Genomic DNA, 14,837 nt, shown 5'->3' on the forward strand with positions numbered 1-14,837 from the left:
CTCCTCGGATGCTCGTCATGTGCGCGGAAGCTGTGCTGGCCCCGCTGAGAGCCTGCAGACAGGCCTGCTCGCCCGAACCCGACGACTGCGACTGACAATCGAGCGGATTGGTTGTATTGGTCGCAGCCTTGCGACTGCTGCAGCGCGATCGTCGCTCATGAAACGACCGCCAATCCAGAGCATCCCACTGTTGACTTAGCGTGTTTCGAAATCGTTTCCGGAGCGGAGCTGCAGTTCGTGAACGAGGGCTATGCACTGCAAGGCCACCTTTTCCTGACGAATCAGGACCTGATCACGTGAGCGTGTGGTGACAGACGGATCGCCCGCAGCCTTACCCTCTGCACCGCCCAGCGCTGCGCTCAGCACTGCGCTCAGCGCCTCCTCGGGCCGTGTGGTGCCTGCGCCGGCGCCGGCGCGGCAGGAGAGGCGATCGGCAAGGGTGATGAACGGGGCAATGCCCAGTCGCTGACGTGCTCGGACGATGGCGCCAGATGTCGGGGGGTCGTACCTGAGCGAGATACCCAGAGCATCGGGCACCACCCGCCAGATCAGGCGAGCCACGTCCTGGTACGCCAGGCGCGGAGCCACGGGCATGGCCAGCACCAGATAACCGGTGAGCCAGGCAGGCAGGGCCCGCGTCCGCTGGTCCCGAATGCCGTTGACCGAGAGGACCTCGGACATCAGCGAGCCAGGCACCTCGTGAAGGATGACAGCGAGCGACATCCGAAGTCCGAGATCGGTGGATTCCATTGGCTTAAGTCAGTCCAGAGGAGAGGGATGAATCTTGGTCTGTTACAAGCTTTTCACTCAACCATTCCAACCATTGCTCCCTGAACTTCAAGCTATTGGTTATCTTTGGTTGAGACCAGAGACCACAGGAGTGCACGCCATGTTGACCGGTGCCCCGTCGCAGATCCGGCGCAGTCTTGACGAACTGATCAGCGCAGCGGCGCTGGCGGCTGACGACGAACGTCGCCTTCCTCCAGAACGTGCGCTGGCTCAGCAGTTCGGCTGCACGAGAGCTGAGATCCGCAGTGCGATGATCCAGTTCGAAGAGGAGGGCAGGGTCTCTCGCCACGTCGGGCGCGGCACCTTCGCGGTTGCCGCCGTCGCGCGGCCCGAGCAGATCGACTCGGCCGGTGAGGGCTTCTCGCCATCAGCCGTCATGACCGTCTCCTTGCTGTTCGAGCCCGAGGTGGCCGCGCTGGCGGCCCTGTCGGCGACCCAGTCGGACATTGACGAACTGGAGCATTGCCTGGCACGTGCCCAGGACGTCCAGGGGAGCTGGGAGGATTTTGAGGCATGGGACATCTCCGTTCACCGTACCGTCGCCGCAGCCACTCATAATCCGGAAATCGTTGCAATGGTGGACATTCTGAACTCGGCCCGTAACACGCTCGGCTGGGTGGAGCGGAAGAACCGAGGGGTCACCGTGCGGACACGAGCTGAGACCTATGATCACCACCGGGATTTGGTCGCGGCCATCCGCGGGCGGGACCGGCAGGCCGCCGCCGAATCCATGGCCGGTCACGTACGATCCGTCCGCCATTCGGTCCTGGGAATCGACCAGTGACACAGCGCCCTGACCTTTCCACGTTCATAGAGGAGCAGTTGAGTTCGGGACACCTGCTGCTGGGCCAGCGTCTGCCCCCGGAACGGGTGCTGGCTGAGCGCCTGGGCTGTTCCCGGCACGTGCTACGTGGGCAACTCGCTCTCCTGGAGCAGCAGGGCCGGATCACCAGAACCGTCGGACGCGGGACCTATCTGTCCGCCACCGCGCCTGCCCGAAGGCAGACGACCTCCAGTCCGGATGCGGTACTGGAGGCGAGGATCGCCTGGGAGCCGCGACTGATGCATTTGGTCGCGATCCGCGCCACCGACGGGGACTTCGAGCGGTTCGAGCGGTGCCTGGCGCAGGGCGTGGCCGCTCAAACGGTGCAGGAGCGGGAGGAGGCGGACATGGTGTTTCACCGCGCACTGGCCGCCGGGGCTCACAACGAGGTCGTCGATCGCATGCATGCTCTGCTGGAGGAGAGCCGCTCGTCGTTGACCTGGGGGCGGGTCGGGGACGAGATCTACACACAGGCCAACTGGGCAAGCTGCCGAGACGAGCACGAGTCCATCGCCGACGCGCTGCGCGAACGTGACGCTGCGACGGCTTCCCAGCGTATGCGCACGCACTTGCTCAACGTTCGCCGCCAGTTCTTCGCAGATTTGTGACCCAGGCCGGCGAGACCCTGCGGGCCCGCACCCCCAGAGCGGCACCAGGGCGTCCCGGTTCTTGTGCCCCTCTGGACATTCTGCCCGCAAGCACCGGCCAGGACCTTGTCACCACCGTGTGGAGAATCGTCCTGAACGGACGGTGCGCTCTTGACCAGGTGGGCCTCTCCGCTGCCACGGCCAGCAGCACAGACCTAGCCACAAAGGCCCGAAACGTTCCGGTCTGAAGCGTTTCCGTTCGCCGCGAACGCCGGCACCACCTTGGATCCCCCGTGACCGCACCGACGGGGCAAGGCGGCGATCTTCACACAGGACGAGGTGAAGAGCGTCAAGAGCGAACGACGCGACGGGATCCGCGCCGGGCAAGGCTCCGCCGGATTGTCGTGCTGGGGCTACGGCCACCCGTTGCCGCATCCGGGTGACGGGTAAGAGCTTCTGCGCCATGATGCGGCGTCTAGGTTCTCGGGGCGTCAACCGCGTCGGTGATCGTGGCAATGGACGACCTCAGACATGTCCTGGCGTGAGGCGTGAGGGGCTCAAGGGCGCCGGAGAGCTGATGGGTGACGCCCTGGTGGAAAGCGGTCGCTGTGTCCCTGCCCTGCCGCGTGAGGGTGACCTGGATGACGCGTCGGTCATCGGGCACGAGCGTTCGCTCGACCAGGCCACGTTGCGCCGCACGATCGACAAGTCCGGTGAGATTGGCCTTGCCGACACCGAGCATTCCCGCCAGCTGGGCCATGCCCGCCGGACAGGGCAGCAGCACGCACAGCATGCGCGCCTGAACGGCGGTCAGCCCGTGCTCGGCCGCCACGCGCCCGAAGGTGGACTGAACCAGCACTGACAACCGCATGAGCGCCTCGGCCTCCAGTACGGCAGCCGCTTCCTGGATGGCGCCCACAGCCATCACCGGCGCCGGGTCCGGGCTCGTTGCCAGGTGAGCACGCGCGGCCTGTCCGGCACGGTCACACGGGCCGCCGCAACGTTCAGGCAGCCCCTCGGCCCACGCCTGCGGAGCGGCCTCCGGGGTGGCTTCCGGGGTGGCCGCGAGGGCTTGGGGTTCAGTTGGACGCTCGCGGGACATAGGACTATGGTACCCGACATAAACAGTTCACTTACTGCACTATCCAGTGGGTGGATGACCGTCGGTGAGAAGAGAGATCTGGTCATGACCCGTATCGGGATCATCCTGGGAAGCACCCGTCCAAACCGTGCCGGTGAGCAGGTCGCCCGCTGGGTGCTGGAACTGGCGTCGAAGCGTGAGGACGCACAATTCGAGCTGGTGGATCTGCGGGACTTCCCGCTGCCGCACCTGGACGAGCCGATGCCGCCGTCGTTCGGGCAGTACCAGAACGAGCACACCGTGCAGTGGGCCCAGAAGGTCGCCTCGTTCGACGGTTTCGTGATCGTCACCCCGGAGTACAACCACAGCACGTCCGGTGTGCTGAAGAACGCCCTGGACTACCTGTTCGCCGAATGGAACAACAAGGCTGTGGGTTTCGTGTCCTACGGCGCGCACGGCGGGGTCCGGGCGGTGGAGCACCTGCGGGTCATGGCCGGTGAGCTGATGATGGCCGACGTGCGCGCGCAGGTGGTCCTGCCCTTCGCCACCGAGTTCCAGAACTACCGCGACTTCGAGCCGGGCGAGTACTGCCTGCCGCAGCTGGCCGGGATGCTCGACCAGGTCATCGGCTGGAGCCAGGCGCTCGCGCCGCTGCGTGCCCAGCCGTCCGGGGCCCTGCAGTGACAGTGCCCTCGAGCCCGCAACCGCAGCAGCCCGCCGGGGCAGGCGCCCGGGATCTGTCCGGCCGGGACGTCGTCGTGGTGGGAGGAACCGGGAATGTCGGGTTCTTCCTGGTGGAGGGTTTCGCTCGGGCCGGTGCCCGGGTCCTGGTCCCCTCCCGCTCACCGCAGAAGGCGGAGCGTCTCCTGGCCCGCCTGTCCCCCGAGCACCGCCAGAGCGTGGTGACGTTCACCGGTGACATCGGCACGCCCGAGGGAGCAGCCGGTGTGCAGGCGCAGGTGCGGCGGCTGAGCGAAGGGCTGCAGGCGGTGGCTGCGGCGCCGGCCGGCTGGCACCAGACGCCCTCGATGCTGCAGTCGGGCTTCGGGGACTTCAAAGCGGTGATGGAGAACAGCCTGTACCCGCACTATCTGGCGGCGCAGACCCTCCTGCCGATGCTCTCACCGGATGGCTCGTACACCAGCATCAACGGTCCGGTCGGCTCCATGGGCGCCCCCGGCCCCGGTATGGGCCCGATGGCGGTGGTGTCGGTCGCGCAGAACAAGCTGATGCAGGCGATCGGCGTCGAGACCGGTGGCCGGCCCCGGGTCAACGACCTGATCATGGTGGCCTTCCTCGGGCCGCAGGGCACCCGGCCCGGTTCACGCATCACCGGAGAGCAGGTCGGCGAGTACGTCGCGGCCCTGGCCGGGCCGGCCGGCGCCGCGGTGCACGGACAGACCCTGCGCCTGCACGAACCGGCTCAGATCGAGGCCGCTACCGGCGGCGACTTCAGCTCATACTGAGGGTTTTTCGATCTTCCTGGTGGATGCCACCAGCGTCCGCCGGCAGGCAGCCCTCGGCGTGACCCACTCTCTCGACCATGACCCACTCTCTCGACCATGGAGGTCGTCATGACATCCCCTGCCCAGAGCGAGATCCCGGCCCCCGCCCGCGCCTACTTCGAGGCCTGGCGTACCAACCGGCCGCAGGACCTGGTCGGCGTGTTCGCCCCGGACATCCGGGTCAACGGGCCGCTGGGCCAGATCGACGGCGACGAGCAGTACCAGCAGTCCATCGCCCGGATCTTCTCCGTCACCAAGGACATCACGATCCGCAGGCAGTGGATCGACGGCAACGACGTGATGACCTGGTTCGACCTGCACCCCCACGGTGAGCACGAGTCCTGGCCCGTGGCGAACTGGGTGACCGTCGAGAACGGCCAGATCACCCGCGTGCACGTCACCTTCGACCTGACCAAACTGCTCGCGGCCGGTGGTGACCCGCGCCGGGCCTCCGACCAGAACTGAGCCCAGCCGCTCCCGCGGGGCACGTCAGGCGTGCCCCGCCCTGCGGACAGGCACTGCCCGGACGGGACTGCTTGGACCGGCACCAGCCGCTGGTGGGCACGAGAGCGCGTCAGGCACTCGTGCCCACCTGCCCGGCAGCCGTCCCTCACGACGGTGCCGTCCGATGATCGTTGAACACCTGCGGACTTTCCGAGAACCCCGAGAACAGCTGCGAGGAAACCATGACCATGCCTCCTGCCGATAACGCTCCCGTCCTGGTGGTCGGTGCGACCGGTTCCGTCGGCGGTCAGGTCGTCGATGAACTGCTCCAGCGCGGCAAGCACGTTCGCGCGCTGGTACGGCCCACGAGCGACGCCAGCCGCCTGGAGGCCAAGGGCGTGCAGATCGCCCGCGGCGACATGCTCGACCTGGACTCCCTGACCACCGCGATGACCGGCGCCGACGCAGTCATCACCACCGCCGCCGGTTACACCGGTAGCAACAAGAACGCCCACGACATCGATACGCTCGGCAACGCGAACCTGTCCGAGGCCGCCGCCCGCAGCGGCATCCGGCGCTTCGTGCTGACCAGCATCCTGACCAGCGACCTGACCCCCGAGGTCACGCACTTCTGGCACAAGAAGCTCGCCGAGGACGAACTCGAGCGCCGCCACGTACCGTTCGTGGCCCTGCGCCCGGGCGCCTTCCTCGATCAGATCGTCAGCATGGGCGGCAATCCCCTGGACAAGGGACGCCTGATCTGGATGGGCAAGAGCACCGTCCCGATGACGTTCGTGCACACCGCCCACCTCGCGGCCTACCTGGCCGCCGCCGTGGACGCCGACACCGACGACGGCGAACGTATCGACATCGGCTGGGAACAACCTGCCACCCTCGCCGAGATCGCCGGCCTGATGAGCAGCCAGGCCGGCACCCCCATCAAGGTCCGCGCCATTCCCCCGGTGATCACCCGGACCGCCGGAGCCCTGGTCGGCGGATTCGTCCCCCTGGTCAAGGACATGGCCGCCATGTTCGCCTGGTTCGACAGCGGCCGCTACGTCGCCGACACCCGCCGCCAGGCCCAGCTGTTCGGCCCGCCTCCGACCGCCGAGGCCACCGTCAGCCAGCTCGTCGCCGAACTCAGCGCCACCGCCAAAGCCTGAACACCCGTACGGGAAACCCTGCAAAGGACCACACCGGCTGCAGCGCAGGAACGATCGAACAGACCCTGGGGGTTGGTTCGGGTGCAGGAGGGGGCACCCGAACCAACCCCGGGACCCGGTCGTCGAAACCGATGCCCTACTCAGCAGAGAGCTCACCGTTCGACACCAGGTACCTGCGACGCTGTCAGGATCGACGCAGCGTTGCGGAATCAGACCATCCCGCCGATCGCTAACGGATTTCTCGATGGCGTCGGCGGAACTGGGCAGACGTTCGCAAACGTGCGAGTTACCGGCGACCTACCGGCAACGTATGGGAGCAAGCGCCGCCCGCGGCGGAGTACGGCTATTCGGTGGAGCGGGTCAGTTCCAGGACCGGAATGGCGCGGATGCCCTGTGTTTTGGCCGCGTAATCTGCGAAGCCGGGATATTTCTGGGCCTGTGTGGCGTAACGGCGATCTCGTTCGTCGCCGTTCACTTCACGCACCAGGACCGGGTAGGTCTCCCCGCCACGTTCCACCACCGCGCTGCCGGCGGCCGTCAGGTTGTAGTACCAGCCCGGGTTCTCCGGCGCCCCGCCCTTGGACGCGAACACGAAGATGACATCCGGGTCGTCCTCGTGCGGTAGGTACATCATCGGGCTGAGCATCTCACGGCCACTCTTGCGCCCACGATGATGCACCAGAACCATCGGCGCTCCGGCGAACGGGCCACCGACGCGGCCCTCGTTCGCCCGGAACTCCTCGATGATCTTCGTGTTCCAGTCGCTCATGTTCACCTCTCCCTTGCCTACGGCCGACCAGCCATCACCGCCACAGCACGGCATGGCACGGCACGGCATTAGCGGGGCCTGCTCACCGGATCGGGCCGATCCGGTGAGCAGGCCTGGCCCGAGATCCGGTTCGGGCCGATCCGGTTCGGCCTTTAGCGGCCGGCTTTCCAGGGGGCCAGAGCCAGAGCCCAGGCACCACCGACGAACACGTGCATCGCCGCCAGGGCCACCCCCGTCGCGGTGTCCTCGGCACCGACCAGGGGCGAGATGATCGACAGCAGTGCCACCACCAGACCGCCCCACCCGAACCACTTCACGGCAGCAGGCCGGCGCCGGGACAGGAACCCGACGAACAGTCCCCCGAGCAGGATCGGAACGATCGAGGCGCCAGCCACCGCGACCGCGTTGATCTCGTACGGCGTGCCCTCCACCTTCATCGAGGCATCAGCCGCCCCGGCAACGGCGAAGGCCGCCAGGTCCAGCACCGCGGCGGCCGCCGCGAAAGCGGCCAGGCGCGCGATGGTGAGCGGCGAGGTCGTAGGGGCGGCGTGTGCCGATGTAGCGGTCATGAAGTCTCTCCGTACGCGTTATGGGGCCCGGTGGGGCCAGGCCCGAGCATACCAAGAATGATTCACTTTCTGAACTATTCAGTCGAGGATGTAGCTTGCTCTCATGGACGGCACCGAGGAATCCCTGGCTCAGTCACGCGCCCTGACGCGTTCGCTGATTCTGCTGGCCGAGAGAGTCAAGGCCGACTTCGCCGACGCGGTGGCCCCCCTGGACATGCCCGCCTCCACCGCGCGCGTCCTGCTGGTCCTGGCCCAGCCGACACGGATGAGCGACCTGGCCGAGCAACTGGGAGCCAACCGTTCCTACGCCAGCGGTGTGGCCGACCAGCTCGAGAAACAGGGACTCCTGACCCGTGTCACCGGCTCCGACCGCAGAGTCCGCCTGGTCGCGCTCACTGAACAGGGCCACCAGTTGCGTGAGAAGGTCGCCGAGGCCGTCACCGCAGGCGTCATGATCACTCAGATCGTCACCGAGCAGGAACGCCAGACCCTTCAGCCCATCCTGGAAGCCGTACTGGCCCGCTATGCGGCGCGATAGCCCCGCGCCCGTCGATCAGCGCGCATCCGTCGTCGGACGTCGTCCGCCCCAGGGATACAGGACATGAATCAGATTCCTTCCGGGAGCCCACCACCGACCGGACCCCGCCTGGTAGTGGCACGGTCGTGATCTTCCTATCCAACGCTTAAAGGCTTGAAGGCTCGGAGACTTTGGAAAGCTCATGACGTTCATGCGAACGAGCGTCCGGCGATTCCGCGCGTCGGCGGGTGGCGCGGACGCCGTTGCCGATGACGAGGACTTCGCCGAGTTCGTGTGCGGCGACCACCACGGCGAGGCCGAGCACTCCCAGTGCTGAGAGCGGTACGAGGATCAGGAGGATGAGCGTGGACAGCACCAGGCTCTGGACCATGATCCGCCGGGCTCGTCGGGCGTGGGCGAGGGCGACGGGCAGGTGGCGCAGGTCTTCGCCCATCAGGGCCACGTCGGCGGTCTCGATGGCCACGTCGGTGCCCATGGCGCCCATCGCGATCCCGACGTCGGCGGTGGCCAGGGCCGGGGCGTCGTTGATGCCGTCGCCGGCCATTGCGACCCCGCCCCGGTTGCCGGTGCGGAGTTGCTCGATGATGCGGGCCTTGTCCTCGGGGCGCAGGTCGGCGTGGACCTGATCGATGCCGGCCTGAGCCGCGAGTGCGTGGGCGGTGCGGGCGTTGTCGCCGGTCAGCATGGCCACGGCGATCCCGAGTCGGCGCAGTTCGGCGACCGTCTCGCGGGCCTCGGGGCGCAGTTCGTCACGCACGGCCACGATGCCGAGTACTTGTCCTTCGCGCTCGACCAGGACAGCGGTCGCTCCGGCTTCCTGGAGGCGCCGAACGTCAGGGTTGAGGGTCCCGGGGTCGATGAATCCGGGGCGTCCGAGCCGGGCTGGTTGTCCCTCGACGGTGCCTTCCAGTCCCGATCCGGCGAGCGCGGTGACGTCGGTGGCGGGGCGGGCTGGGGTGGGGTTGGCGGCGAGGATGGCTGCGGCGAGGGGGTGTTCGCTGTGGGCTTCCAGGGCTGCGGCGACGCTGAGGACGTCCTGGCGGGTGGAGCCTTGGGTGGGGACGATCTCGATCACGACCGGCTTGCCGCGGGTGAGGGTTCCGGTCTTGTCCAGGGCGACGGTGCGGATGTTGCCCAGGGCTTCGAGGGCGGCGCCGCCCTTGACCAGGACGCCGAAGCGGGCTGCGGAGCCGATCGCGGTGACGACGGCGACCGGGACGGAGATGGCCAGCGCGCAGGGGGCTGCGGCGACGAGGACGACCAGGGCTCGTTCCAGCCACACGGATGGGTCCCCGAAGATGCTGCCGAGCAGGGCGATCAGTGCCGACAGGACCATCACGGCGGGCACCAGGGGCCGTGCGAGGCGGTCGGCCAGGCGTTGTGCCGAGCCTTTGCGTTCCTGGGCTTCTTCGACGATGTGGACGACCCGGGCCAGGGAGTTGTCGGCGGTGGTCGCGGTGACCTCGACCTCCAGGACGCCGCCGCCGTTGATGGTGCCGGCGAAGACTTCGGCGCCGGGTCCGGTCTCGACGGGGATGGATTCACCGGTGACGGCGGAGGTGTCGAGGGAGGAGCGCCCGGAGCGCACGACGCCGTCGGTGGCGATCCGTGCTCCTGGGCGGACCAGGAGCAGGTCTGCAACTCTCAGGTCTTCGGGGTGAACGGTCACGGTGGCGCCGCCGCGCAGGACCAGGGCCTCGTCGGGGACCAGGTCCAGTAGGGCGCGCAGACCGCGCCGGGTCCGGGTGACCGCGTAGCCTTCCAGGCCTTCGGCGATGGAGAACAGGAAGGCCAGCATCGCGGCCTCGCCCACTTCGCCCAGGGCCACCGCGCCGGCGGCGGCGATCGTCATGAGGGTGCCCACGCCGAGTCGCCCGCGCAGCAGGTTGCGCAGGGCCTCGGGGACGAAGGTCCATCCGCCGGCCAGTAGGGCGCCGACCTCCAGCACGGTTCCGGTCGGGCCGTTGACCCAGCGGCCCAGGATCAGGCCGGCCACCAGCAGGACGCCTGAGACGACTGCGAATCGCAGGGCCGGGACGTCGCGCAGACGTTCGGGCTGGGCTTCGGTATCGAACTCTCCGTCGAAACTGCAGCAGTCATCGACCACGGCGGAACCGCGGCTACCGTTCCCGGCAGGTTCTGCACCGTGCTCGTTTGCGCAACTGCATGTTTCGCCCGCGCAGCAGCCGCCTGTTTCCACCGATGCTCGCGATCCTGGGACCAGGAGCGGGGAAAGCGCTGAGGGAGCCTGGGCGATCAGCAACTGCGTCCGGCCCGCGGGCGCGGACGGATGCTCATGGCTGTCCTCATGGCGCTTTGAGAACGGGGTGTCGTTTCCGCAGCAGGAGCAGCCATCGCCGCAGGCATCCGCCGTGCCCGTTTCGAGGTTCACGGGGGCGGGCGCTGGGCGTGTTTTCGCGTGGGTACGCACGGATGGTTCTGGCTCGTTCGGGCCGCAGCAGGGGTCCATGACCAGTCACCTCGTCCTTCAGTGAGTTAGGGGGTCCTTCAGGGAGCGGGGATCGTCTGGATCCGAGGGATTCAGATGGTCTTCTGCGCGTTTTCCAGGTCAGCTGCCTCGGGCGCGAGGAGCACCACTTCGGGGAGGAGCGCCTGCAGCAGGGTCTGCCCCGTCGGGGTCAGGCGGTACATCACGAGCCGCCCGTCGCGGCGGGAGGCGGCGACGCCGGCCGAGCGGAGGTTGCGGGCGTGGTGGGACACGAGGTTCTGCGCCAGGCCGCAGACCCAGGCCAGGTCGCAGACGCACAGTTCCCCGCCGGTGGCCAGGGCAGCGGCCACCCGCAGGCGGGTCGGGTCTCCGAGCGCTTTGGCCTGATCTGCCCGTTCCTGAGCTCGATCCAGTATCGGCAGGGCCTCGCGGACGGCTTCCGCGTGGGGAAGGTCCAGGCAGAGAAGATCGCACTCGTCTCGGGTCACACCAACAAACTAACAGTCATTAGAACGTTGGGCTATGAGTGAGGCCGCCGGAGCCGCCGTGCGCGGCGAAAGCCACACCCGCAGGCCGATGACCAGGAGCGCGACCCCGGTACTGATCCAGACGTCGGCCAGGTTGAACGCGGGTCACCAGCCGGTGTGGAAGTAGTCACTCACGTGCCCGTCACCCCAGCGGTCAAGGAGATTGCCCAGCGCCGCAACGAACAGCAGCGCCAGGCCGATCTGCTCAGCAGGTCTGGACAATCGCGAACTGCACGCCAGGACGAACATCCGCCGTCATGGCACCGGTGATGCTGCGGATGAGCCAGGACGGGCAGGTCGTCGCCCCAGGGAGAAGGCCGCCGGAGTTGAAACCGAGCCTCAGGTCCAGCGCGCCCAGCGCCACCGGGCACCTATGGGCCGGCTCTCGGCGATCGCCGTCACCGCCAAGTCGGACACGATGGCTACGAGCACCATGGTTCCCGAGAACAGGAGCCGCCGAGACCGTGCGCTACGAAGGCCGCTCGTGCGCTGGGCAGGGGCCGCCATGGTCATCCCAGTTACCGTCGGTCCGCTCTGGCGTAGCGACGTTTTTGGTGAGATCGGTCCGGCGATCATGGCTGCCGCTGCTGGTTCTGGCGGCTCTTTTGATACCGCATGGTTCGGCGAGGGGCCTACATCCGAAAGCCTGACACCAGCCCCTCGAGATCCGCTGCGGCCTGGGAAACTTCCTGAGCCGTCTCAGCTGTTCTTGAGGCGTGCACGGTGGTCTGGCCGGCGGACGCCGCTACTCCCGCCACGTTCTCGGCGATCTCACCGGCCGCCCCTGAGACGTCCGAGACGTTGCGGACCATCTCGGAGGTGGTCGCGGACTGCTCTTCGACGGCGGAGGCGACGACCGTCTGCAGATCATCGATCTGGCTGATGACATCCTTGATCGCGGTGATGGACGCGACAGCCGCCTTGGCATCTTCGCGGGCAACTCCCACGCGGTTCGTGATGTCCTCGGTAGCCCGTGCCGTCTGCCCGGCCAGCATCTTGACCTCCTCGGCGACAACAGCAAAGCCGGTGCCGGCTCTTCCGGCCCTGGCCGCCTCGATCGTGGCGTTCAGCGCGAGCAGCTTGGTCTGCGCCGCGATGTTCGTGATCAGGTCCACCACCTGACCGATCTCGTCGCTGGAGGACTCGAGCCGCTGCACGGTGACGCCTGCCTGGATGGCCGCGGAGACCGCCTCAGCCGCGGTGGCCGAAACCTGATGGCTGGAGCGGGCGATGTTCTCGATGGCCGATGACATCTCTTGGCCACCCTGGGCAACGGTGGCGATACTTGCCCCGATCTGCCGGCTCGCATCGGCAACGACTCTGGACTGTGCCGCCGATGAGGCCGCGCCGCCCGACAACTCGTGCGCGAGGGTCGTCAGCCCAACCGACATGCCCGACAGTGAGCCAGCGTTGTCGGCGATCTTGCGCACCATCTCAGCCAGTCGCTCGACGGCCGAGTTGGTCGCCGCCGCGAGCTGCCCGACCTCGTCAGCGCTGGTGTGCTGCACGCGGCGATCGAGCCTTCCCTCGGCGAGGCCGACGAGCACCTGGACCGTTGCAGCCAGCGGACGGGCGATACTGCGCCCCACCAGGATCGACAGACCCACCGCGGTGATGATGGCCACCAATCCTGTCGCGAGCATCAGCAGAACCGACCGGCGGTAGGCCTCGTGTCCCGCCGCCGCGATAGCAGCAGCCGACTCGGACTCGGACTCGCGCATAGATCCGAGGGCATCGCTGATCTCGAGAACGGCCTGCGACAGTGCCGCCCGGGCAGCAACGAAGTCCGCGACGTCGCCGCTCAGAGCTGCCTGTTTGACCGGTTGCAGGGCTGCTCGGTAATCACGCATGCTCTCCTCGAGAGATGCTCGCTCCTGCGCCGACGCGGAGGGCCTGGAGTCCTGGTACATGGCCCATGTCATGTCGAAGCGGATGTCGTCGGCCTCCAGGCGCTGCAAGACCGCTGAGTACTGCGTGATGTCCGAGACGAGGACGAGGTCGGCCAGATCCAGGCGGACCTGCACGAAGGACGTCATCGCGCGGTCGATGGAATCGACCGCCCGTAGCCCCTTACCCGACATATCACTCAGATCAGCCTGGGCGCGACCTAGACGGCTGATTCCTACCCCCATCACAGCCGCCAGCAATAAACAGACCAGCCCGAAACACATGACGGCGGCCATGCCAAGCTCCCCGTAGGCGGCCATTTACCGCCCCACTGATGGCCAGGGTTCTCCCCGCGGATGGCCAGATACCTCCCCACTGGCTGGGTCCGATTGCCGGTCGGCGAGGGTCGTCCGGTGAAGAACAGCAGGGAGATCATGGAGATCCTCGAGGCGTATGACCTCACGGGTAGTTACCGCGCTGCGGCGGAGCTGGCCGGGTGTGACCATCACACGGTGGCCCGTTATGTGAAGATGCGGGCGGCGGGTCAGCACCCGGACAAGCGTCAGCACCGGGCGCGGTCGATCGATGAGTTCCTGCCCAAGATCGAAGAACTGGTGGTCCGTTCTCACGGGAAGGTCCGTGCGGACGTGGTCCACCGGCGGATCGTCGCGATGGGCTTCACCGGTGGTGAACGCACGACCCGCCGCACGGTCGCGGAGGCCAAGTCGCAGTGGCGGGCCGGGCGGCGGCGGGTTTACCGGCCGTGGGTCGTCGAGCCTGGCCTGTGGTTGCAGTACGACTACGGTCACGGTCCGATGGTCGGTGGCCGGCAGACGGTGCTGTGGTGCGCGTGGCTGGCCTGGTCACGGTTTCGGGTGGTGATCCCGATCTGGGACAAGACCGTCCCGACCGTGACAGCGTGCCTTGATGCGACGTTCCGGCGGATCGGTGGAGTCCCTGCCTACGTCCTGACGGACAACGAGAAGACCGTCACCACAGACCATGTCGCCGGGATCGCCATCCGCAACCCGGAGATCGTGGAAGTCGCCCGGCATTACGGGACCACGATCCGCACCTGCGTGCCGGCCGACCCGGAGACCAAGGGCGGCTCGGAGGCCACGGTCCGGATCGCGAAGGCCGACCTGGTGCCCACCGACGCGAACCTGCTGGGCGACTACCGCACCTTCGGAGAGCTCGAGGCGGCCTGCCGGGCCTTCTGCGAGGAAGTCAACACCCGCGTTCACCGCGAGAGCCGGGCCCGCCCGGTTGAGCGGCTGGCCGAGGAGCGTCAGCGGCTGCATCCGCTGCCCGCAAAGCCGTTCACGGCAGCGTTCGGCACGACCCGGCGAGTGAACTGGGACGGCACGATCTCGGTTGAGGCCGTGCGCTACTCGGTCCCGCACCAGCTGATCGACACCCGGGTCTGGGCCCGTTTCCACGGCGAGGAACTCATCGTCACCGCGGTGAACGAGCAGGGCCAGACCAGCGAGGTTGCCCGCCACCAGCGGGGAACACCCGGAAACCCGGTCCTGGACGAAACCCACTACCCACCGCGCGAAGACAAGAACGGCGACCGGACTCCACGCGCCCGCACCAGCGCCGAGGCGCAGTTTCTGGCCCTGGGACCGGGTGCTGCGGCCTGGCTGGTCGAGGCCGGCGCGGCGGGCGCCCGGCGGGTTCCGGCGAAGATGGCCGAGGCCGTGGCC

General features: G+C 67.7%; 16 protein-coding genes. 8 read left to right on the top strand and 8 right to left on the bottom strand.

The window, feature by feature from the left end:
- Positions 1 to 195: 195 nt before the first annotated feature.
- Positions 196 to 750 (bottom strand): transposase domain-containing protein, encoded by a 555-nt coding sequence (locus LR394_RS33445; protein ID WP_231448630.1) that lies wholly within the window; start codon positions 748 to 750, stop codon positions 196 to 198.
- Positions 751 to 889: 139 nt separating this feature from the next.
- Between LR394_RS33445 and LR394_RS33450 the strand changes: the two genes are divergently transcribed.
- Positions 890 to 1,573 (top strand): FadR/GntR family transcriptional regulator, encoded by a 684-nt coding sequence (locus tag LR394_RS33450; protein WP_231448631.1) that lies wholly within the window; start codon positions 890 to 892, stop codon positions 1,571 to 1,573.
- Between the two features lie 38 nt (positions 1,574 to 1,611).
- A complete protein-coding gene (locus tag LR394_RS33455; RefSeq protein WP_231448632.1) occupies positions 1,612 to 2,220 on the top strand; it encodes a FadR/GntR family transcriptional regulator in 609 nt (202 codons plus the stop codon).
- A gap of 454 nt (positions 2,221 to 2,674) precedes the next feature.
- Here LR394_RS33455 and LR394_RS33460 read toward each other — a convergent pair whose 3' ends face one another.
- On the bottom strand, positions 2,675 to 3,301 hold the full coding sequence (locus tag LR394_RS33460; RefSeq protein ID WP_231448633.1) for a MarR family winged helix-turn-helix transcriptional regulator: 627 nt from the start codon (positions 3,299 to 3,301) through the stop codon (positions 2,675 to 2,677).
- Positions 3,302 to 3,385: 84 nt separating this feature from the next.
- Here LR394_RS33460 and LR394_RS33465 point away from each other — a divergent pair, with 84 nt between their 5' ends.
- From LR394_RS33465 to LR394_RS33480, 4 genes are all read left to right on the top strand, one after another.
- On the top strand, positions 3,386 to 3,964 hold the full coding sequence (locus LR394_RS33465) for an NADPH-dependent FMN reductase (protein WP_231448634.1): 579 nt from the start codon (positions 3,386 to 3,388) through the stop codon (positions 3,962 to 3,964).
- Positions 3,961 to 4,746 (top strand): SDR family oxidoreductase, encoded by a 786-nt coding sequence (locus tag LR394_RS33470; RefSeq protein ID WP_231448635.1) that lies wholly within the window; start codon positions 3,961 to 3,963, stop codon positions 4,744 to 4,746. Before LR394_RS33465 ends, LR394_RS33470 begins: the two co-directional genes overlap by 4 nt.
- A gap of 108 nt (positions 4,747 to 4,854) precedes the next feature.
- Positions 4,855 to 5,250: a nuclear transport factor 2 family protein gene (locus LR394_RS33475; protein WP_231448636.1), complete on the top strand. Its 396-nt coding sequence runs from the start codon at positions 4,855 to 4,857 to the stop codon at positions 5,248 to 5,250.
- 227 nt (positions 5,251 to 5,477) lie between these two features.
- Positions 5,478 to 6,392, top strand: coding sequence for an SDR family oxidoreductase (locus tag LR394_RS33480; protein ID WP_231448637.1), 915 nt, complete (start codon positions 5,478 to 5,480; stop codon positions 6,390 to 6,392).
- Between the two features lie 343 nt (positions 6,393 to 6,735).
- Here LR394_RS33480 and LR394_RS33485 read toward each other — a convergent pair whose 3' ends face one another.
- Positions 6,736 to 7,161, bottom strand: coding sequence for a nitroreductase family deazaflavin-dependent oxidoreductase (locus tag LR394_RS33485; protein ID WP_231448638.1), 426 nt, complete (start codon positions 7,159 to 7,161; stop codon positions 6,736 to 6,738).
- A gap of 152 nt (positions 7,162 to 7,313) precedes the next feature.
- Positions 7,314 to 7,730, bottom strand: a complete 417-nt coding sequence (locus tag LR394_RS33490; protein ID WP_231448639.1) for a DUF6069 family protein — start codon at positions 7,728 to 7,730, stop codon at positions 7,314 to 7,316.
- Between the two features lie 103 nt (positions 7,731 to 7,833).
- Here LR394_RS33490 and LR394_RS33495 point away from each other — a divergent pair, with 103 nt between their 5' ends.
- Complete coding sequence (locus LR394_RS33495; RefSeq protein WP_231448640.1) at positions 7,834 to 8,268, top strand: MarR family winged helix-turn-helix transcriptional regulator; 435 nt, start codon at positions 7,834 to 7,836, stop codon at positions 8,266 to 8,268.
- A 145-nt stretch (positions 8,269 to 8,413) separates the two neighbouring features.
- Here LR394_RS33495 and LR394_RS33500 read toward each other — a convergent pair whose 3' ends face one another.
- The 4 genes from LR394_RS33500 to LR394_RS33510 form a co-directional block, all read right to left on the bottom strand.
- Entirely contained in the window at positions 8,414 to 10,375 is a 1,962-nt protein-coding gene (locus LR394_RS33500) for a heavy metal translocating P-type ATPase (RefSeq protein WP_331283122.1), read from the bottom strand.
- Positions 10,376 to 10,809: 434 nt separating this feature from the next.
- Positions 10,810 to 11,205, bottom strand: a complete 396-nt coding sequence (locus tag LR394_RS33505; RefSeq protein ID WP_231448641.1) for an ArsR/SmtB family transcription factor — start codon at positions 11,203 to 11,205, stop codon at positions 10,810 to 10,812.
- A 144-nt stretch (positions 11,206 to 11,349) separates the two neighbouring features.
- Positions 11,350 to 11,493: a signal peptidase II gene (locus LR394_RS42335; protein WP_269330197.1), complete on the bottom strand. Its 144-nt coding sequence runs from the start codon at positions 11,491 to 11,493 to the stop codon at positions 11,350 to 11,352.
- 383 nt (positions 11,494 to 11,876) lie between these two features.
- Positions 11,877 to 13,427, bottom strand: coding sequence for a methyl-accepting chemotaxis protein (locus tag LR394_RS33510; RefSeq protein WP_231448642.1), 1,551 nt, complete (start codon positions 13,425 to 13,427; stop codon positions 11,877 to 11,879).
- A 117-nt stretch (positions 13,428 to 13,544) separates the two neighbouring features.
- On the opposite strand from LR394_RS33510, the gene istA reads away from it, so the two are divergent.
- The coding region (gene istA, locus LR394_RS33515; protein WP_231448643.1) for an IS21 family transposase at positions 13,545 to 14,837 on the top strand (1,293 nt) is incomplete at its 3' end.

The sequence above is a fragment of the Kineosporia babensis genome (assembly GCF_021129305.1).
Taxonomy (GTDB): domain Bacteria; phylum Actinomycetota; class Actinomycetes; order Actinomycetales; family Kineosporiaceae; genus Kineosporia; species Kineosporia babensis.